Below are 22,491 nucleotides of genomic sequence, written 5' to 3'. Positions count from 1 at the left end.
TTATATAATACTATTTTTGAGGTGAAAAAAATGTCCTTTCTCTCTCTTTATCGAAAATACAGGCCAGAAAATTTCAATGATCTGATTGGTCAGGATCAGGTTAAACAGACTTTAAAAAATGCTCTAAAAAACGATAGAGTAGCACATGCCTATCTCTTTGCTGGTCCCCGGGGAACAGGGAAAACTTCAGCGGCAAAAGTTTTTGCCAAGTCACTTAATTGTGCTAATCCAACTCCGGATTTTGAACCCTGTGGTGAATGTAATTCCTGTCAGCGGATAGAAAAAGGTAATTCTCTTGATGTAATTGAAATTGATGCTGCTTCCAACCGCGGTATCGATGAAATTCGAGAACTGAGAGAAAAGGTTAAATTTTATCCCGGTGAGGGAAAATATAAGGTCTATATTATAGATGAAGTACATATGCTGACCAAGGGAGCCTTTAATGCTCTTTTAAAAACTTTAGAAGAGCCGCCCGAAAGTGTGGTTTTTATACTGGCAACTACCGAACCACATGAAGTAATTACAACAATCATGTCCCGCTGTCAGCGCTTTGACTTCACCTTACTAACTTTAACTAATCTTAAAAAACGTTTAAAATATATTGCTGATGCTGAAGGCTATGAGATTGATAAAGAAGCTCTTGATGTTTTAGCCCGCAGTGCGCGTGGAGGAATGAGAGATGCGATTAGCCTTTTAGATCAGGCTATTTCTTTTAGTGATGGTCAGCTCAGTCTGGAAGAAGTATCCCGGATGCTGGGAAGAATTGACAAGGCTGATTTAAAAGACTTTTTAATTCATCTAAGTAAGGAAGAGAGTCAGTCTGCTCTAGAATTATTAAATCAACAGCTGGAGTCAGGCCTCGGGATCGAAAGATTTAGCGATGAATTAATAGAATACTGCCGTGAATTACTTTTGATCAAAGAATGCGGTATTGAATCTGGAATTCTCGAATATTCCCGCAGTTATTTAGAAGAAATTGCTTCTGTAGCTGCCAATTTAAGTACCAAAAAGATAACGAATATTATTGATGAGTTTGCATCTTTAAAAGATAAATTGAGATCAAGTGCCAGACCCCGTTTACAATTGGAGATAAGTGTTATAAAATTAAGTAGTAGGGGGAGCAGCAGTTCTCTGGAAGCTAGACTTTCGGAACTGGAATTTAAACTGGATAATTTTCTGAGTAATCAAGATAGTTCTGAGTTTAAAAGTGGACTTGAGACTCAGAAATCAACTGCCGAAAAATCTGAGCAGAAAAAAACTGAGGGCAGGAAAGCTAAGTCTGAACCAACTCCTGAACCAATTTCAGAAAAAACTGCTGCAGCTGAGCCAACAGCTGAGCCTCGAAAAGCAGCTGCTGAAGCTGATAAATCTTCAGAATCTGCTCAATCTGCTGCAGAAAACAGGCAGCCTGAAAAACAGATGGAGTCTGTTCAAAAAGAAAAAAATGTACCAGAAAAGAATACTCAAAAAACTGCTGATAATATGGCTGAGCAAGCTAAACAGCAAAATCCAGCAGCTGGAGGAACAGCGATTAGTTTGAGCCAGGTTAAAGAAAGCTGGGCCCGTGTTTTAAAAGAAATCCGTCAGCTTGATATTTCGGTTCAGGCGCTCTTAAGAGAAGGCTCTCCAGCAGCAGTGGAAGGAAAAACAATAATTATTGCTTTCCCGGAAGATAAAAAATTCCACTACAAGGGTGCTGCTTCCAATGAGGCTTTAATTGCTCGAGTTTTAAGAAATGTTTTAAATGAGGCAGTTGAACTGGAGTTTCAAATTGGAGCTAAAAAAAAAATAATTGAGCAGTCGGCAGCCAGTAAATCTTCCAATCAGGCTGATCAAGCTGTTCAACAGGCGGTTCAAGATGAGGCTCTGGATTTAGTTGAAGACAGCAGTCCAGACTCAAAACAGCAGGAACAGAGCAGAGACAGATTAGATCACAGTTCTAAGCCGGATCAGGCAGACGAATCTTCAAAAAATAATAAACAGAAACTGGAAGAAAATAATTCAGAAACTGAAGAGCCAGCTTCTCGGGCAAAGGAACAAAAATCTGAGCAGGCCGGCGATTTGGATATAGAAGCTTTAGCCAGAATTTTTTCTGGTGAGATTATAGAAGTTGACCAATCAATTTTAGAAAATAGAGGAGGAAATTAATATGAATATGCAAAAAATGATGAAACAGGCACAGAAGATGCAGGCCAAGATGGCCAAGATGCAGGAAGAGCTGGAAGACAAGACCCTTGAGGCAACTGCTGGTGGTGGAGCTGTTAAGGTAGTAGTTAATGGTAAGCAGGAAGTTGTAGATCTGCAGATTGATCCTGAAGTAGTTGATTCTGATGATGTAGAAATGCTGGAAGACTTAGTGCTGGCAGCTGTCAATCAGGGTATGCGCGAAATGCAGGAAATGGTAAATGATGAAATGGGTAAAGTAACTGGTGGTATGAATCTACCAGGGATGCCCTAATGAACCCATATCCTAAACCAATGGGGAAATTGATCGGCGAGCTCAGTAAACTGCCCGGTATCGGGCCTAAAACTGCTCGCCGTCTTTCTTTTTATATACTGGGTCAGCCCAAAAATGATGTAAAAACCCTGTCTGATGCCCTGATTGAAGCTCGCGAAAAGATCAATTATTGTTCGAACTGCAACCATTTGACTGAGGGGGAGACCTGTACTTTCTGTCAGTCGGAGGAGCGGGATAGAACTTCAATCTGTGTAGTGGAAAGTCCCCGGGATGTGGTGGCTATGGAAAAAACCGGAGAATACAACGGCCTCTATCATGTGCTGCATGGAGCTATCTCACCGATGGATGGGATTGGGCCTGATGAAATAAAAATTCGTTCCCTGATTCCTCGTCTGGAAAAAGATCATGTCCAGGAAGTTATTGTAGCAACTGATCCCAATGCAGAAGGTGATGCTACTGCAATGTACCTGGCCAAGCTGATTAAACCGCTGGGAGTTAAAGTAACCAGGATCGCCCATGGTATTCCTGTCGGGGGAGACTTAGAGTATGCAGATGAGGTAACCCTCTCCAAGGCTCTAGAGGGAAGAAGAGAATTATAATCTGCATGTACCGTTTACGGAACCAATATATGGAAATTATTAATATTTAAGCACCCATTATTTCAGATTTGAGATAATGGGTTTTTTAAATGGTCAGTCATTTTATGGTGCTGATAAAGATTGGCTGCATTTGGGAAATAATGGTTCGGTAAACGGTACGAGCACGTTTTACAGCTTGACATTAGCCCTGAGCTTTGTTAAAATACTTAAAATATTAGATTGTTCTGACGGCATAATAATTATCCAATTATCTTACTTAATTACAGGTTCAGGAGGGCTCAATTTTTCAGCTTAACTCAATATTTTTAAGTATTAATTTTCACAAAACTCAAGGAGGTTGGTTATGGAAAAAATAATTAAAGAAGGCTTGACTTTTGATGATGTTCTGCTGGTACCGGCAGAATCAAATGTAGTTCCAAAAGAAGTAAGTACAAGATCTAAACTAACTGATGAGATTTATCTCAATACTCCGATTATGTCGGCAGGGATGGACACGGTTACCGAAGGTGATATGGCAATTGCAATGGCCAGAGAAGGTGGACTGGGAGTAATTCATAAAAATATGCCGATTGATCAGCAGGCAGCTGAGGTTGATCGAGTAAAACGTTCGGAAAGTGGAGTTATTGTTGATCCTTTCTTTCTCAGCCCGGATGCTCTGATTGAGGAAGCAGAAGCTTTAATGTCCAAGTATCATATCTCTGGAGTACCAATTGTTGACGAAAATGAAAAACTGCTCGGAATTTTAACTAATAGAGATCTGCGTTTTGTAGAAGATTATAAGCGGCCTGTTTCGGAAGTAATGACAGATGAAGAACTGGTTACTGCCCCGGTGGGAACAAATTTAGAGGGAGCTAAAGCCCAGTTGAGAAAACATAAAATAGAAAAACTGCCCATCGTTGATGATGAGGGAATTTTAAGAGGTTTAATCACTATCAAGGATATAGAAAAAGCAAAACAGTATCCTCTTGCTTCAAAGGATAAGCAGGGAAGACTGCTGGCTGCTGCAGCGGTTGGGACCGGAAATGATACGGATGAGCGAGTGGCAGCTTTAGTTGAAGCCGGGGTTGATATTTTAGTAATTGATACTGCCCATGGACATTCGAAAAATGTAATCAATGTAGTTAAGAAAATCAAGACTAAATATCCAGAGCTGCCTGTAATTGCCGGTAATGTAGCAACTGCCGCAGCTACAGAAGCGCTAATTGAAGCCGGAGCTGATGTCGTTAAAGTTGGAATCGGACCTGGTTCAATCTGTACCACCAGAGTTGTTGCCGGTGTTGGTGTACCTCAGATTACTGCAATTAATGATGCTGCGGAAGTGGCAAAAAAATACGGTAAAACAGTAATTGCTGATGGAGGAATTAAATATTCCGGTGATATTGTCAAGGCAATTTCTGCTGGAGCCAATAATGTGATGATCGGAAGTCTGCTGGCCGGAACCGAAGAGAGCCCGGGAGAATTAGAAATATATAAGGGTAGAAGTTATAAGGTCTACCGCGGAATGGGCTCAGTTAGTGCCATGAAAAAAGGAAGTAAAGACCGCTACTTCCAGGAGGATGAAACTGAAACAGAAAAATTTGTGCCGGAAGGAATCGAAGGTAGAGTTCCCTATAAAGGTACCCTGTCAGAGACAGTTTATCAGCTTGTTGGAGGGCTGAAGTCCGGGATGGGTTACTGTGGAACTCCGGATATTGATTCCCTGATTGAGAATTCCCGGATGATCAAGATTTCTGCAGCCGGTCTCCGCGAAAGTCATCCGCATGATGTTAAAGTAACAAAAGAAGCTCCAAATTACAGCATTGATTAAGTCCAAACTTTTAGTGGGCTCTCTGTCTTTTCCGGCAGGGAGTTTTTCTTTTTGGAGAGCATAAAAAAGAATTAAAACAGGACAAAAGCAATTTAGACTTCGCTGTTAGCACCTGCTTTGTTGCTAGTTTTACAGAAATATTGGCTAAATAGTATTAAGATTATAGCTGTAAGTTAAAAGTTTAAATTAAAAGTTCTGCTCTAAAAATAAATTTAATTAGAAGAAATCAGAAGTTAACCAGATAAAATTTAAAGATATTTTAGAAAAATATGATCCTAAAATGTCATCGCAGTCGATAACAGGGGGAATTGAAATGAGCGAAAAAATTAGACAGGAAGAAAACTTAATAATTATTGGTGGAGGACCCGGTGGTCTTTCTGCCTCAATTTATGCAGCCCGCAATGGAGTTGCACCACTGGTTTTAAATGGACCGGAACCAGGGGGACAGATTACAACAACTTCTGAGCTTGAAAACTATCCCGGTTTTCCGGAGCCGATTGGTGGTTTCGAATTATCTCAAAAAATGACCGAACAGGCCGAAAATTTTGGTGTCCGCCTGGAATATGAAAGTGCAGAAGAGGTTGATTTTTCGGGAGATAAATTTATTGTTAAAACAGAAATGGGAGAATATATTGCAGATTCAATTATTATAGCTACAGGAGCTGAGCCCAGAACTTTAGGCCTTGCTAAAGAAGACAGCCTGCGCGGTAATGGAGTTTCTTACTGTGCTACCTGTGATGCCGCTTTCTTTAAAAATAAAGAAGTAGCAATTGTAGGTGGTGGAGATACTGCATTATGGGAGGCAACTTTCTTATCTAAATTTGCTTCTAAAGTTTATATTCTGCACCGCCGGGATAAATTTAGAGGGGCTAAAATTCTTGGTGACAGAGTTAAAGCCAAAGAAAATATTGAAATCCTCTGGGATACAGAAGTTAAAAATCTCCAGGGAGATAACAAATTAGAGGGAATCCAGATTTTCAATAATAAAAATGGTGAAGAAAAACTGCTGCAGGTAGATGGAATGTTTGTTGCCATTGGTCACAAGCCGAGAACAGAATGTCTTATGGGCCAGATTGAGTTAGATGATTACGGCTATATTGTAACAGATAACAAACAGCACACTAATATTTCGGGAGTTTTTGCCTGTGGAGATGTCCAGGATCCTGACTACAGACAGGTTGTCGTGGCAGCCGGATCTGGAGCTAAAGCAGCAATCGAAGCTTCCGAATATATTGAAGAAAAGGAAGATTCTTTCCCGGCTAAAGAAGTTAAGATCAAAGATTTTACCGGTGAAAAGAATGAAGATAGCTCAGAAGCTGGTGCTGAAGAAGGCGAATTAAGCCTCAGTTTAAATCTGGATTAAATTTAGAAAACACAATATAATTATAATTTTTTATAAACCAGTCGGCGAGTATTCTTGTAAACAGCTTAAGAATACTGAAGCCGGCTTTTTTCTTTTTCAATCAGGAAAAAATTTAAGCTGAATATTCAATTTGGAGCCAGAGCTTCATTGCATTAGCAGAGCGATTATTATATAATTACATTATAAATAAGATTATTTTAACAAAGTTTAGAGAGGGGCTGGCCGTTTTGGCAGAAGGTTTTTTTATTACATTCGAGGGAATTGAGGGCTCAGGTAAGACCACCCAGATTAATTTGCTGGCAGATTACCTGCAGGAGCAGGGCTATCAGGTTTTAGTTAGTCGGGAGCCAGGTGGAACCGCTCTGGGAGAAAAAATTAGAGAGCTGCTTTTAGATCCTCAATATGATTCGATGGACTACAGAACAGAGATTCTTCTTTATGCTGCCGATAGGGCTCAGCATGTTAGAGAAAAAATAAAACCTGCTTTAGAGCAGGGGAAAGTTGTTATTTCAGATAGATTTGTGGATTCTAATCTTGCCTACCAGGCAGCCGGTCGCGGCCTTGATTATGAGATGGTATATCAAATTAACGACTGGGTAATTGATTCGACCTGGCCGGACTTAACTTTTGTTTTAGATATTGAGATTAAAGAAGGCTTAAAAAGAGCCCGGGCACTCAGCCTGGATGAGGCAGGAGATAGACTGGAACGGGAAGTTGATGATTTTCACCAGCGGGTTAGAGATGCTTATCTGGAAATGGCAGAAGGCAAAAGATTTGCCCTGATAGATGCGGGTGGAAACAGAGAAGAGGTCCAGAAAAATATAAAAAAAATTATCGCCAGGAGGTTATTCTAATGGAAAAAAGAGCAGAATCAGGTAAAACAGTAAAAATGGTGGTTGCTGTAGTTCATGATCATGATGCAGCTGATTTGCTGGAATCGCTGACAACTTCGGGTTTTCAGGCTACAAAAATGGCATCAACAGGTGGATTTTTAAGGGAAGGAAACACCACTTTTATGATCGGTTCCGATCAAGAACATGTGGAAGAAGTGCTGGATATTATCAGGGAAAACTGTGAGTCACGCAAAAAAACTGTGGCCCCGATGTCACCTGTTGCAAATTCATTAGAGGGTTATTATTCTTTTCCCATGGAAATTAAAATTGGGGGAGCAACAGTCTTTATCATTGATGTAGAACAATTTATGAAAATGTAGGGCAGTTATTTAAAAGATAGAGTTTTTAATCAGGATCTGGAAGCATTTATAAGCTGTGATATAATTTAAATGATAGAAGTAAGTTTATATTAAATAGAGGAGTTTTTAAATGAGTTTTAACTCAGTTATTGGACAAAAAGAAGCGGTAGAAATACTGCAGGATGAAATAAAAACTGATCGAATCAGCCATGCCTATCTTTTTTCTGCTAAAGAAGGTACTGGAAAATCAAAGCTGGCTTTTGAATTTGCAAAGGCCAGTTTTTGTGAGGAATCTGAAGCTGACAGCTGCGGCAGCTGTATTAACTGCCGCAAAATGGATCACCAGAACCATCCTGACTTTAAAATGATTTCTGTGCAGGAAGGGAAAAGCGCGATCTCTATTGATCAGATCAGGGAGTTAAAAAAAGAAATCGCCTATAAACCCTATGACAGTGATCATAAAATTTACATTATGGAAACAGCCGAAAAAATGACAAAAGAAGCGGCAAATTCACTTTTAAAAACTTTAGAAGAACCTCCTTCTTTTGCCACCATTATTTTGCTGGTGGAAGACAGCGGTAAACTGCTGCCGACAATTGTCTCGCGCTGCCAGCAGATCAAGCTGCGTAATGTAAGTAAAGAGAAAATCAAGGAGCTGCTTTTAGCTGAGGGACTGGAGGCCAAACGGGCCGAAATAGTAAGCAGTACTGCAGCTGGAAGTCCGGGTAAGGCACTGGAGATTATAAAGATCGACAATTATTTTGAACAGCGTCAGCAAATTTATGATTTTTTGAAAGATATTAATTCCAAAAACACAATTGAAATTTTTCAAATTACAGAAAAATTAACTTCACTGCTGAAGACTGATTTTCCCTGTTTTAATTTGCTATCAGACTGGTATCGCGATATAATGATGATTAAACAGGATTATCTGGATGCAGTGACTAATAAAGACTATTTTGAGCAATTAAAAGAGCTGGCTGCAGAGCTTAGTCTGCAGAATGTAATTAGAAATTTGGAGTTGATAGCTCAGAGTGAAGAATATATTGAACGAAATATTAGAGCAGAACTTAGTCTGGAAGTCTTATTTTTCAAACTGCGCCAGCCTGATCAAGAATAGATAAATGAGGTGTGTATTTTAATGAATACGGTAGTTGGAGTAAGTTTTAAAAAAGCCGGAAAAATCTATTATTTTGATCCTGGTCAACTGGAAATAAAAACCGGAGATCATGTAATAGTAGAAACTGCCCGGGGTATAGAATATGCCGAAGTTGTTGTTGGTAAAAAGGAAATCTCAGATGACGAAATAGTTGCGCCTTTAAAAGATGTTATCCGGAAGGCCACTTTAAAAGATAGAGATAAACATGAGAAAAATTTAGCACTGGAAGAAGAAGCTTATGACATTTGTCTGGATAAAATTGAGAAACACGGTCTGCCGATGAAGCTGATAGATGTAGAGTATACTTTTGATCACAATAAGATTATATTCTATTTTACAGCAGATGGTAGAGTTGACTTTAGAGAGCTTGTTAAAGATTTAGCTTCGGTTTTTAAAACCAGAATTGAGCTGCGCCAGATTGGAGTCCGGGATGAGGCCAAAATGCTTGGAGGTTTAGGTCCCTGCGGCTTACCGGTCTGCTGTGCTACGTTTTTACGTGATTTTCAGCCGATTTCAATTAAAATGGCAAAAAAACAGGATTTATCACTTAACCCTTCCAAAATCTCAGGTCTCTGCGGCCGCTTGATGTGCTGCCTGCGCTATGAAGCTCAGACCTATAAAACTCTAAAAAGATTAATGCCCAATCTAGGCGAAAAAATTGAATTAGAGATGGGTAAAGGTAAAGTTGTAGATCGAAATCTGGTTAAGCATACTGTAGAAGTTGATATTGGCACAGAAGAAAATATAGAAGTAGATGTAGAAGAACTGGATGAATATGATTTAGAGTTAGATTGAATGGAAAGGAAGGAAATTTAATGGATCAGGAAATATTGAGCAGCCTTGCCCATTTTCAGGAACAAATCGAGGCACTTTCCCTCCGTTTTCATAAACTTAAAGATATTACCTACAAGCTCTATCAGGAAAACGAAGAGCTGCAGCGCGAAAACGAAGAGCTGAGATCTCTGCTTTTTAAAGATCAGGAAGATGCAGAAGAAGCTGTGGCTGAAAAAGAAGGTTACAGTAATTTGATTCATATTTATGATGAAGGTTATCATGTTTGTCCTTTAAGTTTTGGAGAAAAAAGAAAAGGAGATTGTCTTTTCTGTTTAAATTTGCTGGAAAATCAAGGTAAGGAGAAATAAGTGATGGAAGAGATTCATTATTTGATTGAAGATGAGCTTGAAATTATACAGGATAATCGGTTTTTTAAATTTGGAACTGATTCTGTACTTTTAGCAAATTTTGTTAAACTCCGTCGAGGAGATAAAGTAATTGATCTTGGTACAGGCAGTGGTGTAATTCCACTGCTTTTAGCATATAAAAATGAGGGTGTAGAGGTCACAGGAGTCGAAATCCAACCTGAAGCGGCTGAGCTGGCAGAGCGTAATGTAGAGTTCAATCAGCTGCAGGATCAGATTAAAATTATTAATGCCGATCTCTGTCAGCTGGAGGGACAGCTGGAGGCCGGCAGCTTTGATGCTGTGGTTTCCAATCCACCCTACCTGCCGGTAGAAGGCGGGAGAATGAAGGAAAATGATTATCTGGCCGCAGCCAGACATGAGATCCACGCCGAGCTGGAGGATGTTGTGGCTGAGGCCGCCCGACTTTTAAAATATGGAGGCCAATTTTTTCTCGTTCATCGGGCGGAAAGGCTGACAGAAGTAATAGAAACTTTAGCTCAGTATAACTGTCAGGCCAAAGAACTACGGCTGGTTCAGGCCCGCAGAGATAAGGAAGCTGATATTTTTCTGCTCCGGGCCAAAAAGGGAGCAAACCCCGGCCTGAGGGTCAAACCGGTGTTAATAATTTATCAGGACAACAGCAGTGAATACACTGCAGAGCTCAAAGAGATTTATGGACAGAAGTAGTTTTGAAAACATTTTCTTGATTTTATAATTGCAGTAAATGATTGTTTTAGAATGATTCTTTACAGGAGGTTATTTTTTTGCAGGCAGCAGAGCTTTATTTGTGTGGAACTCCAATCGGTAATTTAGATGATGTAAGTCAGCGGCTGCTGGCTACACTAAAAGAGGTTGATCTTATCGCCTGTGAGGACACCCGCAGAACCCAGAAACTTTTAAATTATTTTTCGATCAAAACTAAAATGATTAGCTATCATGAGCACAACGAAAAAGAAAGAAGTAGAGAGTTAATTGAACACTTAAAAGCTGGCCGAAAAATTGCTTTAGTCAGTGATGCCGGGATGCCCGGAGTTTCAGATCCCGGGGAAATACTGGTCCGGAAAGCTGTAGAGGCCGGGATTGAAGTGATTCCGATTCCGGGGCCGAGTGCTTTTCTGGCAGCCCTTGTGGTTTCTGGACTTGATATTTCTGCTTTTTCATTTAAAGCCTTTATTCCCCGCTCCGGTAAAAAACGGCAGCAGTTTCTGGAAGAGCTGGCCCTGGCTAAGGAGACGACAGCCTTTTACGAATCTCCTTACAGACTTAAGGATACACTTAAAGATCTGAGCCAGTTCAGCTCCGAACTTGCCTCCCGTCAGGCAGTTGTGGCCCGTGAAATCACGAAAATGCACGAAGAAAAATATTACGGTACGGTAGCCGGACTGGAAGAACGCCTGCGGGATCAGGAGATCAAAGGGGAAATTGTGGTAGTTGTTGCCGGCCGCAGCGAAATTGAGGCAGAAACTGAAGGCTGGGAAGACTTAAGTATTTTAGAACATCTTAAACTTTTAATTGGAAGTGGAATGACCAAAAAGCAGGCAATTAAAAAGGTTGCCAGTTTAAGAGGACTGCCCAAAAGTGAAGTTTATAAAGAAGCAGTGGTTATTTCAGCTGATAAAGATAAATTTGAATAATTTTGAAGCTAAATTTTATAAAATTTGATAAAAATTTGAGTAAAATATTTAGAATAAAAGATTTATGACTAAATCTGGAGAGGATGATCAATTTTGAGCAGAGATACCTATTATGTAACAACCCCGATTTACTATCCAAGTGATAAATTACATATCGGCCATGCTTATACAACAGTTGCGGCTGATACAATTGCCCGCTACAAAAAGATGCGCGGCTTTGACACCATGTTTTTAACTGGTTCTGATGAACACGGTCAGAAAATTGAGCGTAAGGCAGAAGCTGCCGGTCAGGAAACCAGAGAATATGTGGACCAGATTGTAGAAACTTTTAAGGAGCTCTGGGATAAGCTGGATATTGACTATGACTATTTTATCCGGACTACCGAGGAACGCCACGAAAAAATAGTGCAGAAAATCTTCAAAAAACTCTATGATAAAGGCGATATCTACAAAGGTAACTATGAGGGCTGGTACTGTACACCCTGTGAGGCTTTCTGGACCGAAAGACAGCTGGAAGAGGAAAATGGTGAGAAAGTCTGTCCTGACTGCCACCGACCGGTTGAATGGGTGGAAGAAGAAAGTTATTTCTTTAAGATGGGCAAATATGCTGACCGCCTTTTAGAACATATAGAAAGTCATCCGGAGTTTATTGAGCCGGAATCACGCCGGAATGAAATGATTAATTTTATCGAAAATGGACTTGATGATTTAAGTGTGTCCAGAACTACCTTTGACTGGGGAGTTCCGGTGCCTATCGATGAGGATCATGTCATATATGTCTGGATTGATGCTTTAAGCAACTATATTACAGCAATTGGCTATGAGACAGATCAGGAGAACTTTGAGCGCTACTGGCCGGCAGATTTACATCTTGTTGGCAAGGATATTCTCCGCTTTCATACCGTAATCTGGCCGACTATTTTAATGGCCCTGGATCTGGAATTGCCGGATCAGGTATTTGGCCACGGCTGGCTTTTAAGTGAGACTGGTAAGATGTCAAAATCAAAGGGTAATGTTGTCGATCCTGTAGTTTTAATCGATGACTTTGGTAAAGATGCAATCCGCTATTACCTGCTGCGTGAGGTAGCTTTTGGTACAGATGGCAAGTATTCTACAGAGGCTTTAATTCAGCGAATCAACTCTGATCTGGCAAATGATCTGGGTAATCTGCTGAACAGAACTGTTTCCATGGTGGAGCAGTATTTTGACAGCGAGATTCCGGAGCCAGGAGCAAAAGAGGCAGTAGATAAAGAATTGATTGATCTGGCTGCTGAAACCAAAAAAGAAATAGAAATAGAGATGGAAGAGTTAAAATATACGGTTGCTCTGGAGAAAATCTGGAATTTTGTCCGCCGCACAAATAAGTATATTGATCAGACAACTCCCTGGGTTTTAGCCAGAGAAGAAGCAGATCGCGAAAGATTAAAAACAGTACTTTATAATTTACTGGAATCTTTAAGGATTACTGCAGTAATGTTAAAACCTTTTCTGACAGAGGCTCCTCATAAGATGGGTGAGCAGCTGGGTCAGGCAGAAGCAATAAATAAAGCTGACTGGGAAGATGCTAACTGGGGTGCTTTAAAGACTGGAGTTAAAGTTTATAATGGGGATCCAATGTTCCCCCGGATAGATTTAGAAGAATATTTTGAAAAGGTAGAGGCCCGCAAAGAAGAGGCCGAAGCTGAGAAGCAGGAGGAGGAAAACGAATTGGATTTAGTTGAGATTAAAGACAGAATTACTTTTGAAGAATTTATGGATGCAGATATTAGAGTTGCTGAGATTCTGGAAGCAGAAAAAATTGAAGGCAGCAATAAATTGCTCAAATTAAAGGTCGATATTGGCCTGGAGGAAAGACAATTGGTGGCTGGAATTGCAAAGCATTTTAGCGCAGAAGATGTTATCGGACGTAAAATTTTGATTGTAGCTAATTTAGAGCCTGCCACAATTTTCGGGGTTAAATCAGAAGGTATGATTTTAGCTGCCTCTGATCCAGAGGATAATATGGTTTTATCAACAGTAAGTGCTGATATTGCGAATGGAAGTCAGGTAAAATAATTATTAAAGCAGGAGGAATTCACAGTGAAAGATAGAGAAAATATACCTAAGGCTACAATTGAGAGACTCCCTTTATATTACAGGTGTCTTGACAAAATGGATACTTTTGAAGATGTTGAAGTAGTTTCTTCTAAAGATCTGGGAGGAAGACTTGATATTCCCTCAACTCAGGTGCGCAAAGACCTTTCCTATTACGGAGAGTTCGGACGTCGAGGAGTTGGCTATAATGTCAATGAATTAAAAAAATCTGTAGGTAAGATTCTGGGGGTTGATCGGATCTGGCCGGCAGTTTTAGTCGGAGCCGGTAATCTGGGGAGAGCTCTGGTTAATTATGGTAGTTTTGCTATGATGGGTTTTGAAATTAGTCATGTGCTGGATAATGATTTAGACAAAATTGGGAATGTGATTAATGAACGTCAGGTACAGAGTGTTCAGGAGATAGAAAAGATAGTTAAAGAAAATGATATTAAACTGGGAGTGATTTCTGTACCAACTGAGGCAGCTCAGGAAGTCGCTGAACAGATGGTTGAGGCAGGAATTAAAGCTATCTGGAATTTTGCTCCAACCAGACTTTATGTTCCGGATGAGATTGAAGTTAAAAACGAAGATTTAGCAGTTGGCATTGTTTCTTTAATCTATCATTTAAGCTGGCAGGAAGAAATGGAAACGAAGGGTGAATAAAACGTGAGGATAGAAACAGCAGTTTTATCCAGCGGCAGCAAAGGTAATTCTACTTATATCCGGGCCGGGAAATATTCGGTTTTAATTGATGCCGGTTTAAGCGGTAAAGGACTGGAAGAGCGAATGGCTGTCCTGGATCTGGATCCGGGAAGCCTGGATGCATTATTGATTACTCACGAACATAAGGACCATATCAAGGGGATCGGAATTTTATCCCGCCGCTATGATCTCCCAATTTACGCCAATGACGGCACCTGGGCAGGGGCTGAGCCGGATCTGGGTAAGATTAAAGCCGAAAATCGAAGAGTTTTTACTGGAGATTTTGTAATCGGAGAGCTTAAATTTTCTCCCTATGCGATTTCTCACGATGCCTCTCAGCCGGTGGGCTATGTCTGTCAGGCTGGCGGCAAAAAAATTGTGCTGGCTACTGATACAGGTGTTATGAATGAGCAGATTATCGATAAAATTAAAGGAGCAGATTTTTTTGTGCTGGAGTCAAATCATGATCTGGAGATGCTGATGACAGGCAAATATCCCTATTTTTTAAAAAATAGGATTAAGGGCAGTGAGGGCCATCTTTCCAATGATGATACAGCCGCTCTGCTGCCGGGATTAATCAGGGATAATTTTCCCACAGTAGTGCTGGCTCATTTAAGTGAAGAAAATAATAATCCTAAAGTTGCCTATATTACAGTCAACAATGCCCTTAAAGAAGCCGGTCTGAAAGTCGGCAGGGATTTAAGAATGGGCTGTGCCGATCAGCATCAACCAACTCAACTTTTTAGAGTTGATCAGAAAACAAAAAAGAAGGAATCATTTTAATTATGGAAATTAACATCATTACTGTTGGCAGTTTAAAATCTTCCTTCCTGGAGCCGGGAATTGAAGAATTCAAAAAACGCTTAAGCCGCTACTGCAGTTTAAATATTATTGAGCTAAAAGATGAAACAGTTCCTAAAAGCCCCTCGGCTAAAGATATTGAGGCTCTGCAGGCCCTGGAAGGTGAGCGGATAGTTAAAAATATTCCGGAGCGAAGTTATGTTTTCGCCCTTGATGTAAAGGGCAAACCAATGACTTCCACCGGTTTTGCAAAATCACTGCATAATCTGCAGGTTCGGGGCTACAGTTCTTTTAGTTTTGTAATTGGAGGAGCAACTGGCTTAAGTGATTTTGTGCTGCAGCAGGCAGATTACAGATTTTCTCTCTCCCATATGACCTTTACCCACCAGATGATCCGCTTAATTTTGCTGGAGCAGATTTACCGCGCCTTTAAAATTAATAATAATGAGCCCTATCATTTATGATTATATATATAGAGGTGCCTTACAGGTACCTGGTACAAAAAAGCCTTTTTGTACCAGGTACAAGTGAATGAAAGCACAATACTATAATATATATTGAAAATACAGGTATTTTAATTTAATTGACTGCAAGTTCATTAGCTTATAGCAGATTTAGGAGGACTTTTAATGCTGACTGAGCAGATTGAGGCAATGTGGATTTCTCGCTATGATTATCAACCGGGCTGGTATTTTAATAAACATCATCATTCTTATTTTCAGATTATCTATATTATTTCCGGTTCAGGCAGTTTTTACTATCAGGATCTAGAAAAAAAGCTGGCTAAAAACAGGCTATTTTTAATTGCACCTGGAGAATCTCATAAATTAGCTGCCGGTCAAAAAAACACTTTAAAAACTCTGGATATAAAATTTGAGATTAAGGAAGTTGAATTTGCCAGTAGAGTTAAAATGGCTGCGGGTGAGTATCATGACCTCCCTCAGATCAAAAATCTTCTTGATCAAATCTGGGAAGAAGGCAGAAAAAAGCAGGACTATTATCAGGAGCTGAACAACAGCTTTTTGCTGCAGATATTAATAAATATTTTGCGGGTTAAATCCTGCTCTCCAGCTGCTGAAAACGAAAATTATCACAGCTCTGTTTTAAAAGAAAAGGCTAAAAATCAGCTCTGCAAAAAATTTATTAATTACATTGAAGAAAACTACAGCAGGGATTTATTTTTAAAAAATATAGCTTCTGAGCTGGGCTATAATCAGAGTTATATCTGTCAAAGTTTTAAAGAAAATTATAATTTAACGCCAATGAATTTTTTATATAAATATAGGGTCAAAAAAGCAGCTGAATTATTAAAAAATTCCGGAGATACCCTGACTCAAATCGCAAGAAAAACGGGATTTAAGACGGTTCATCATTTTAACAGGACTTTTAGTAAATACCAGGGTAAGCCTCCCGGTGAATATAGAGATGAATATTTATTGGCTGTTAGAAAAGATATCTATCTGACAGCTGATTTTGTTAATAAAGATCGCCTCCAGAAACAAAAATAGTTTTGTATTTAGAAGTATGCCCAGCCAGAGAGGGTATACTTTTTTCTATCTTAAACAGCTTAAACTAAATTCTGGACAAAAGATTTATAAATCTGACTAAATACAGCTCCTTAATTATTGAATATAATAAAATTAGAAGAAATATATCGCTGAATCTAGAAAGTTAGTTGCAATTCAGTAATTTTATTTAAATTTAATTAAACAGAGGAGTGATCTTAAATGAAACTATTTGATTTAACTGGAAAAAAGGCATTAGTCACAGGAGGCAGTCGTGGTCTGGGGCGTGGGATGGCAGAAGGTTTGTTAGAGGCCGGGGCAGAGGTTATTATTACAGGAGTTTCCGACAGAGTTCTGGAAACAGCTTCCGAGTTAAGAGAGCAGGGACACCAGGTTTCGGGAATTAGCTTTGATTTAAGTAATAGAGGACAAATAGAAAAAGCATTTAAAGAAGTTTTGAAAAAATTTGATAATCAGATTGATATTCTGGTCAATAATGCTGGTATCCAGAGAAGAAACAAAGCAGAAGAATTTCGACAAAAGGATTGGGATGATGTAATTGAGGTTAATCTTAATTCGGTTTTTAGGCTATCACAGCTGGCAGCAGAACAGATGCTCAAAAATAAGGGTGGGAAAATAATAAATATTGCCTCCTTATTGAGTTTTTTTGGAGGCTATACTGTTCCAGCTTATGCAGCCAGTAAAGGCGGAGTTGCTCAATTAACCAAAGCTCTTTCTAATGAATGGGCTGCAAAAGGAATTAATGTTAATGCAGTTGCCCCCGGTTATATGGATACAGATATGAATACGGCTCTGGTAAATAATGAGGAAAGAAATAAACTTATAATGTCCAGAATTCCTGCCGGACGCTGGGGTAAAGCAGAGGATATGAAAGGTATAGCTGTCTTTCTGGCTTCAGAAGCTTCGGATTATCTTAGTGGAGCAGTAATTCCAGTTGATGGCGGCTATTTAGGAAGATAAAATTTAATTTAAGTATATTAGTCTATAATCTAAAAAAGGTGCCGGGATCTCTCCTGAACTGACAGAGAGATTTCGGCACCTTAGATTAATTATTTTCGGGAATAGAACTCTATTACCAGCTGATCATTAATCTCAATTGGTATTTCATCTATTTCTACTTCTGAACTCAATTTCGCCTCAAAACTGTCATAATCTCTTTCTAGATAGCTAATCTCGCTTAAATGCCGATCCAGAAAGTTTTCGCGAAACAAATTATTTTTACGATATTTATCTCTAAGAATAATCTGATCACCGATTTGAAGCTGATAGGATGGGATATCAATTTTCTGTCCATTGACTAAAATATGTCCGTGAACAACCATCTGTCTGGCCTGTCTGATAGAACGGGCAAAGCCGGCACGATAAACAAGATTATCAAGCCTTTTTTCCAGTAATCTAATCAAATTATCACCGGTCACACCGCCTTCACTGGCAGCTTTTTTTACATAATTACTAAACTTTTTTTCCATCAAGCCATAATAGGCGCGTAGGCGCTGTTTTTCCAGCAGCTGCTGACCGTAGTTTGATAAATTTCTTTTTTCTCGATTAAATGTTCCATCTGCTCTCTTCATTGCCTTGGGATGTCCGTAAATATTGACACCCAGTCTTCTTGATTCCTTAAATCTTGGACCTCTTTTTCTGGCCAATTTAAATTTTCCTCCTTATTAATAACTATTAGCCGCGGTTATTAATCCATAGTTATTTTATCAAGTTTAAAGCAAAAGTTATAGTTCCTATTTAACAATTTTATAGATTAAGTCAAATATTTTAAAATTTAAATAAATTTTTAGCAAATCAATTTACAAAGTAAGTCCTGATGTAATATAATAAAATATAGGATATAGAATATTTGCGAATCTATTTTTAGCTTCAATGAAATGTACTAAAAAACTTTTTGGTAAAATAATAACGAAAGTTAAGAGGAGTGTAAGTTTTGGATTGTATAATTTGCGGCAGCAGTGATCTGGAATTACTGGATATTCAAAATAAATATTATCACTGTCAGGATTGTGAAGTTATTTTTCTTGATCCAGCAGAAAGAGTGGCTCAGGCTGAGGAAAAAGAAAGATATGAAGGACATGACAATAATCATCAGAATGAAGGCTATGTTAAGATGTTTGAGGATTTTATTGAGGAGTTAGTTGAGCCCAATATAAATTTGGAAAACATAAATGATGTTTTAGAATTCGGATGTGGACCGGGTCCGGTTTTAGCGGATCTGCTGGAAGCTAAAGAACTTGAAGTTGACCGCTATGATCCATATTTTTTTCCGGAGAAAGTATTTGTAGATAAAAAATATGATTTGATTACCTCAACCGAAGTTTTTGAACATTTTTCAGACCCAATTAAAGAAATGAAGTTGTTAACTTCTCACTTAAAAGAGAATGCCTATCTGGCAGTCATGACTTCTTTTCATCCCGGACCAGAAGAATTTGAAGACTGGTGGTATAAGTGGGATTCAACTCATATAGTTTTTTATAATCAAAAAACATTTAGTAAAATAGCTTCAGATTTTGGTCTTGAAATAATTTATACTGACCAGAAAAAATATATTCTTTTTAAAGCTTAGAGGGGGAGAGATTTTTGAAAAAATCAGTAGTGTTGGTGACAGTAATTTTTGTTTTATTAATTTCTTTAACTGCAGTGAATGCTCAAGAAGTTGATGTCTGGGAAAAGGCAAAAGAAGAAGGGGTTCATTTTCGGGCAGTGGGTAATGAACCGGGATGGTTAGTTGAAATAAGAGATGATCATAAAATTAAATTTATTAATGATTACGGTGATTTAGAGATTAAAGCTCCGGTTGATGACCTCTGGCTGGGACCGGCTGGAGAAGACAAGATCTATTATGTAGAAAATGATGTTATTCAGTTTCAGGTTATTATTATGAAAAAAAGTTATCAGGATTCAATGAGTGGGGAAAACTTTCCCTATCAGGTAAGAATTGTTTTCCCAAATAAAAGTTATGTTGGGGGAGGAAGACTTTTAATTGAGCCTGAAAATTAAAATTAAAATAGACTTAAAAACTCCCTGTTTAAAATTGAAGCAGGGAGTTTCTTGTTGATTAAAATTTTTTTAACTAAGATAAATTCTTCAATTAGATAAATTATGTCTTTACAGCTGACAATACAGATGATAGAATATAAAGCAAGGAATTTAAAAAGATTTTAAATGAGTGATTTACAGAGGTGATTAAAATTAAGACTAAAGTAAGAAGAAAGAAGCTGTTGCAGAGACTAAAAAAATCTCAGCAGGCTTTAATTGGTTCTCAGCTGGCCGAGGAATTTGGAGTCAGCCGGCAGGTGATTGTCCAGGATATTGCTCTGCTGCGGGCTCAGGGAGAAAAAATAGTTGCCACCTCCCAGGGTTATTTTTATGAAGAAAATTTGGGAATGCCAACTGTTAAAGCTTCTATTGCCTGTCATCATGATGATCAGGAGGAACTTAAAGATGAGCTTTTAACCGTGGTCAATTATGGTGGGCGAATTATTGATGTTAAAGTTGAGCATCCAATTTACGGGGAACTCTGTGGTAATCTGATGATCAGCAGTGTGGAAGATGTAGAAAACTTTGTTAACAACTATCATCAAAATGAGGCAGCTCTGCTTTCAAAATTAACTGATGGAGTTCATCTACACACAATTGAAGCTGTTAATGAGCAGGTTCTGGGAAAAATCAAAGAAGAATTAGATGAAAAAGGTTATTTGCTGGAAGAATAATATATTTTTAGTTTTACTGTAAAGACAGCTGTAAAGTTTTACTGTAAAAATTGGGAGGTATCTAATTATGGAGAATAAGAAATTGAAAAAGCTGCGCTGGTTTTACTTACTGGCAATTCTGCTGCTGGTAATTTCTGCTTTTGCAGTGCCCTATACTCTGCTCAACTCGATTAATCATTTTAGAGGAGCCTTTTTGTTCTGGAGTCTTTTTGCTTTAATTGTCATCTTTTTGACCATCAAAATCACAGGTTACTGGAGGGAATAACAAATGCCAACAACATATTTATACATAGCAGTAATTTTGTACATAATAACTGGCTCGATAGTTGCTTTAATGGCCAGAAAAGAAATGAATGAAGGTGTGATAGAATATTTTTTAAGTGGTAGAAATACAGGTGGCTTTGTAGCCGCTTTATCATATAGTGCCACCACCTACAGCGCTTTTATGATGATTGGACTGGCAGGTTTTACATATTCTGGAGGAGTGGGGGCGCTTGGTTTTGAACTGGTTTATTTATCTGGTTTGTCTCTGGTTGCATTTTTTGGCCCCCGCTTCTGGCTGATCGGGAAAAAGAATAACTATGTTTCTCCCTATGAGATGCTGGGAGATCGCTATCAGAATCAGTGGATTGCTTTTGCCGCTTCACTTTCAGCCTGCATTTTCTTAATTCCCTATCTTGCTGTCCAGCTGATGGGAGTTGGTTATCTGCTGAGTGGACTTTCTGGAGGCGAAATCCCTTTTATTTTTGGAGTTGTAATTGCTGCAGTGCTGGCAATTGCCTGGGCTTTGATTGCCGGCATGAAGTCTGTTACCTGGACTGATTCCCTGCAGTCATTGATTATGATTGTGGTCAGCATTGTCATCTTATTTTATGTAATTTATCAGCATCTGGGTGGTTTTATGGAATTCTTCGGTTCGCTGACAGTTCTGGAAGGTGATGTGCTGACTGTGCCGGGACCAGGATTTTTTCAGTTTAAAACTTTCCTCGGTTTGAGTCTGCCCTGGTTTTTCTTTTCTATTTCCAATCCCCAGGTCAGTCAGCGGCTTTTTATTCCCCGTGATTTAAAGGCAATGAAGACTATGATTAAAGGTTTTTTGCTTTTTGGATTTATTTATACCCTGGTTTCAGTTTTCTGGGGTTTTTCAGCCCGTCTTTTAATTCCCGGACTGGCTAATGCTGATCTGGCAACACCGGAACTGCTGGCATCTCAATATGTACCGACTGTTTTAGCACTGGTGGCCATGATTGGGATTACAGCAGCTGCAATCTCAACCATTGATTCGATAATGCTTACTTTATCCTCACTGGTAGTCAGAGATATTTTCAAAAATATGGAGGATAATTTAGATCAAGATCAGAATTTAAGACAATTGAGAACTGCGAAAATTGCAATTTTAATTATTGCTCTTTTAGGATTTTTATTTGCCATCCAGGAACTTGACTTAATTGCCACGCTCTCAGTTGCAGCATCCATTGGGCTGCTGGTTGTAGTACCTTCGATCTTTGGTGCATTTTTCTGGAAAAAAGCTACAGCTGCTGCTTCTTTAAGCAGTATAATTGTTGGCTCAGCTGCCGCTTTATATCTGCAGTTCAGCGGTTGGAGCCCGTTAGGATATGGTGCCGGAGTCTGGACTCTGCTGGTTACGACAGCAGTTTTTCTAATAGTCAGCTTATTTACGCAGGCGCCAACCAAAAAAGCCGAAGAATTTATCGGCTATCTTAATCAGGAATGTAATCAGAAAAATATTCTCTAAATTATTTTTCTGGAGTTAAATTGGTAATGATCCTGCTGTCAGCCTGAATTGTAGGTCAACTGCAGCACAGGCTCAGGTAAGAAATTGATAATTGAGCTTGACAAAATGAAATTAGTAAGGTAAAATTATTAAAACTTGAATTATAAAAATAATATGATTTAAAGACTTTGATCAGGGAAAGTAATTAAAAGTATTTATCTCAGCGAAGCGGGGTTAGTGAGAGCCTGCCGGTAAGTATTTTAATGAAGTTCCCCTGTGAGTTGTCAGCTGAACAAAAAAGTAAGCCTGCACCGGCCGTCTGCCGTTATCCGGACAGATTATTGGAATCATTAATAATTCCTGTAATTGTTGAGTGGGCTTTTTAGCCAAAAAGATTGGTACCACGAGAATTCAAACCCTCGTTCTTTAATTAGAACGGGGGTTTTTTGATTATATAGGAAATTATGCTTTTGCAGGAATGTGGATAACTTTGTAGAAGGATAAAAATATTATGAGCCCAAAACAAAGAAGAAATCATATTAAAG

24 protein-coding genes and 1 other annotated feature are annotated in these 22,491 nt (G+C 38.9%); of the genes, 23 read left to right on the top strand and 1 reads right to left on the bottom strand.

What is annotated here, in order from left to right; translation table 11 throughout:
* Positions 1 to 30: 30 nt before the first annotated feature.
* From dnaX to fabG, 18 genes are all read left to right on the top strand, one after another.
* Complete coding sequence (gene dnaX / locus C7958_RS14270) at positions 31 to 2,148, top strand: DNA polymerase III subunit gamma/tau (RefSeq protein ID WP_111573344.1); 2,118 nt, start codon at positions 31 to 33, stop codon at positions 2,146 to 2,148.
* Between the two features lies 1 nt (position 2,149).
* Positions 2,150 to 2,458 (top strand): YbaB/EbfC family nucleoid-associated protein, encoded by a 309-nt coding sequence (locus tag C7958_RS14265; RefSeq protein WP_111573343.1) that lies wholly within the window; start codon positions 2,150 to 2,152, stop codon positions 2,456 to 2,458.
* On the top strand, positions 2,458 to 3,057 hold the full coding sequence (gene recR, locus C7958_RS14260; RefSeq protein WP_111573342.1) for a recombination mediator RecR: 600 nt from the start codon (positions 2,458 to 2,460) through the stop codon (positions 3,055 to 3,057). Before C7958_RS14265 ends, recR begins: the two co-directional genes overlap by 1 nt.
* Before the next feature lie 343 nt (positions 3,058 to 3,400).
* Complete coding sequence (guaB, locus tag C7958_RS14255; RefSeq protein WP_181453833.1) at positions 3,401 to 4,864, top strand: IMP dehydrogenase; 1,464 nt, start codon at positions 3,401 to 3,403, stop codon at positions 4,862 to 4,864.
* A 313-nt stretch (positions 4,865 to 5,177) separates the two neighbouring features.
* The gene (gene trxB / locus C7958_RS14250) at positions 5,178 to 6,227 is read left to right on the top strand and encodes a thioredoxin-disulfide reductase (protein ID WP_111573340.1); all 1,050 of its coding nucleotides are present in this window, start codon (positions 5,178 to 5,180) and stop codon (positions 6,225 to 6,227) included.
* Between the two features lie 227 nt (positions 6,228 to 6,454).
* Complete coding sequence (gene tmk / locus C7958_RS14245) at positions 6,455 to 7,081, top strand: dTMP kinase (RefSeq protein ID WP_111573339.1); 627 nt, start codon at positions 6,455 to 6,457, stop codon at positions 7,079 to 7,081.
* Positions 7,081 to 7,440: a cyclic-di-AMP receptor gene (locus tag C7958_RS14240; RefSeq protein WP_111573338.1), complete on the top strand. Its 360-nt coding sequence runs from the start codon at positions 7,081 to 7,083 to the stop codon at positions 7,438 to 7,440. The genes tmk and C7958_RS14240 overlap by 1 nt, the downstream gene beginning before the upstream one ends.
* 109 nt (positions 7,441 to 7,549) lie before the next feature.
* Positions 7,550 to 8,539 (top strand): DNA polymerase III subunit delta', encoded by a 990-nt coding sequence (gene holB, locus C7958_RS14235; protein ID WP_111573337.1) that lies wholly within the window; start codon positions 7,550 to 7,552, stop codon positions 8,537 to 8,539.
* A gap of 21 nt (positions 8,540 to 8,560) precedes the next feature.
* A complete protein-coding gene (locus tag C7958_RS14230; protein ID WP_111573336.1) occupies positions 8,561 to 9,373 on the top strand; it encodes a PSP1 domain-containing protein in 813 nt (270 codons plus the stop codon).
* 20 nt (positions 9,374 to 9,393) lie between these two features.
* Positions 9,394 to 9,720 (top strand): initiation-control protein YabA, encoded by a 327-nt coding sequence (locus C7958_RS14225; protein WP_111573335.1) that lies wholly within the window; start codon positions 9,394 to 9,396, stop codon positions 9,718 to 9,720.
* A gap of 3 nt (positions 9,721 to 9,723) precedes the next feature.
* Complete coding sequence (locus C7958_RS14220; RefSeq protein WP_111573334.1) at positions 9,724 to 10,446, top strand: tRNA1(Val) (adenine(37)-N6)-methyltransferase; 723 nt, start codon at positions 9,724 to 9,726, stop codon at positions 10,444 to 10,446.
* Positions 10,447 to 10,523: 77 nt separating this feature from the next.
* Complete coding sequence (gene rsmI / locus C7958_RS14215; protein WP_111573333.1) at positions 10,524 to 11,393, top strand: 16S rRNA (cytidine(1402)-2'-O)-methyltransferase; 870 nt, start codon at positions 10,524 to 10,526, stop codon at positions 11,391 to 11,393.
* A 93-nt stretch (positions 11,394 to 11,486) separates the two neighbouring features.
* Entirely contained in the window at positions 11,487 to 13,448 is a 1,962-nt protein-coding gene (gene metG, locus C7958_RS14210) for a methionine--tRNA ligase (RefSeq protein ID WP_111573332.1), read from the top strand.
* 24 nt (positions 13,449 to 13,472) lie between these two features.
* A complete protein-coding gene (locus C7958_RS14205; protein ID WP_111573331.1) occupies positions 13,473 to 14,129 on the top strand; it encodes a redox-sensing transcriptional repressor Rex in 657 nt (218 codons plus the stop codon).
* A 3-nt stretch (positions 14,130 to 14,132) separates the two neighbouring features.
* Complete coding sequence (locus tag C7958_RS14200) at positions 14,133 to 14,951, top strand: MBL fold metallo-hydrolase (RefSeq protein WP_111573330.1); 819 nt, start codon at positions 14,133 to 14,135, stop codon at positions 14,949 to 14,951.
* Between the two features lie 2 nt (positions 14,952 to 14,953).
* The gene (rlmH, locus tag C7958_RS14195; RefSeq protein WP_111573329.1) at positions 14,954 to 15,433 is read left to right on the top strand and encodes a 23S rRNA (pseudouridine(1915)-N(3))-methyltransferase RlmH; all 480 of its coding nucleotides are present in this window, start codon (positions 14,954 to 14,956) and stop codon (positions 15,431 to 15,433) included.
* Positions 15,434 to 15,598: 165 nt separating this feature from the next.
* Entirely contained in the window at positions 15,599 to 16,477 is an 879-nt protein-coding gene (locus C7958_RS14190; RefSeq protein WP_111573328.1) for an AraC family transcriptional regulator, read from the top strand.
* Positions 16,478 to 16,696: 219 nt separating this feature from the next.
* The gene (gene fabG / locus C7958_RS14185; protein ID WP_111573327.1) at positions 16,697 to 17,455 is read left to right on the top strand and encodes a 3-oxoacyl-ACP reductase FabG; all 759 of its coding nucleotides are present in this window, start codon (positions 16,697 to 16,699) and stop codon (positions 17,453 to 17,455) included.
* Between the two features lie 89 nt (positions 17,456 to 17,544).
* Here fabG and rpsD read toward each other — a convergent pair whose 3' ends face one another.
* Positions 17,545 to 18,141, bottom strand: a complete 597-nt coding sequence (gene rpsD, locus C7958_RS14180; RefSeq protein WP_111573326.1) for a 30S ribosomal protein S4 — start codon at positions 18,139 to 18,141, stop codon at positions 17,545 to 17,547.
* A 287-nt stretch (positions 18,142 to 18,428) separates the two neighbouring features.
* On the opposite strand from rpsD, the gene C7958_RS14175 reads away from it, so the two are divergent.
* From C7958_RS14175 to C7958_RS14155, 5 genes are all read left to right on the top strand, one after another.
* A complete protein-coding gene (locus C7958_RS14175; RefSeq protein ID WP_111573325.1) occupies positions 18,429 to 19,064 on the top strand; it encodes a class I SAM-dependent methyltransferase in 636 nt (211 codons plus the stop codon).
* A 14-nt stretch (positions 19,065 to 19,078) separates the two neighbouring features.
* Positions 19,079 to 19,498, top strand: a complete 420-nt coding sequence (locus C7958_RS14170; RefSeq protein ID WP_111573324.1) for a hypothetical protein — start codon at positions 19,079 to 19,081, stop codon at positions 19,496 to 19,498.
* A gap of 191 nt (positions 19,499 to 19,689) precedes the next feature.
* Positions 19,690 to 20,211, top strand: coding sequence for a 3H domain-containing protein (locus C7958_RS14165; protein ID WP_111573350.1), 522 nt, complete (start codon positions 19,690 to 19,692; stop codon positions 20,209 to 20,211).
* A gap of 67 nt (positions 20,212 to 20,278) precedes the next feature.
* Positions 20,279 to 20,476 carry a hypothetical protein gene (locus tag C7958_RS14160; protein ID WP_111573323.1) on the top strand — a complete coding sequence of 66 codons (198 nt, stop codon included), beginning with the start codon at positions 20,279 to 20,281 and terminating at the stop codon, positions 20,474 to 20,476.
* Between the two features lie 3 nt (positions 20,477 to 20,479).
* On the top strand, positions 20,480 to 21,967 hold the full coding sequence (locus C7958_RS14155; RefSeq protein ID WP_111573322.1) for a sodium:solute symporter family protein: 1,488 nt from the start codon (positions 20,480 to 20,482) through the stop codon (positions 21,965 to 21,967).
* Between the two features lie 158 nt (positions 21,968 to 22,125).
* Positions 22,126 to 22,375, top strand: a binding site (T-box leader).
* The last annotated feature ends 116 nt before the right edge of the window (positions 22,376 to 22,491 follow it).

The organism is Halanaerobium saccharolyticum, from assembly GCF_003259895.1.
GTDB classification, from domain to species: domain Bacteria; phylum Bacillota; class Halanaerobiia; order Halanaerobiales; family Halanaerobiaceae; genus Halanaerobium; species Halanaerobium saccharolyticum_A.
The sequence above is the reverse complement of the archived record's forward strand: the minus strand, read 5'-3'. Positions and strand labels throughout refer to the sequence as shown.

Bases quoted from the DNA above. Each gene is read 5' to 3' on its own strand.
- C7958_RS14160 (WP_111573323.1), top strand. From the start codon at position 20,279: ATGGAGAATAAGAAATTGAAAAAGCTGCGCTGGTTTTACTTACTGGCA.
- rlmH (WP_111573329.1), top strand. From the start codon at position 14,954: ATGGAAATTAACATCATTACTGTTGGCAGTTTAAAATCTTCCTTCCTG.
- C7958_RS14240 (WP_111573338.1), top strand. From the start codon at position 7,081: ATGGAAAAAAGAGCAGAATCAGGTAAAACAGTAAAAATGGTGGTTGCT.
- C7958_RS14155 (WP_111573322.1), top strand. From the start codon at position 20,480: ATGCCAACAACATATTTATACATAGCAGTAATTTTGTACATAATAACT.
- C7958_RS14220 (WP_111573334.1), top strand. From the start codon at position 9,724: ATGGAAGAGATTCATTATTTGATTGAAGATGAGCTTGAAATTATACAG.
- fabG (WP_111573327.1), top strand. From the start codon at position 16,697: ATGAAACTATTTGATTTAACTGGAAAAAAGGCATTAGTCACAGGAGGC.
- guaB (WP_181453833.1), top strand. From the start codon at position 3,401: ATGGAAAAAATAATTAAAGAAGGCTTGACTTTTGATGATGTTCTGCTG.
- C7958_RS14190 (WP_111573328.1), top strand. From the start codon at position 15,599: ATGCTGACTGAGCAGATTGAGGCAATGTGGATTTCTCGCTATGATTAT.
- dnaX (WP_111573344.1), top strand. From the start codon at position 31: ATGTCCTTTCTCTCTCTTTATCGAAAATACAGGCCAGAAAATTTCAAT.
- C7958_RS14265 (WP_111573343.1), top strand. From the start codon at position 2,150: ATGAATATGCAAAAAATGATGAAACAGGCACAGAAGATGCAGGCCAAG.
- recR (WP_111573342.1), top strand. From the start codon at position 2,458: ATGAACCCATATCCTAAACCAATGGGGAAATTGATCGGCGAGCTCAGT.
- C7958_RS14225 (WP_111573335.1), top strand. From the start codon at position 9,394: ATGGATCAGGAAATATTGAGCAGCCTTGCCCATTTTCAGGAACAAATC.
- C7958_RS14230 (WP_111573336.1), top strand. From the start codon at position 8,561: ATGAATACGGTAGTTGGAGTAAGTTTTAAAAAAGCCGGAAAAATCTAT.
- trxB (WP_111573340.1), top strand. From the start codon at position 5,178: ATGAGCGAAAAAATTAGACAGGAAGAAAACTTAATAATTATTGGTGGA.
- holB (WP_111573337.1), top strand. From the start codon at position 7,550: ATGAGTTTTAACTCAGTTATTGGACAAAAAGAAGCGGTAGAAATACTG.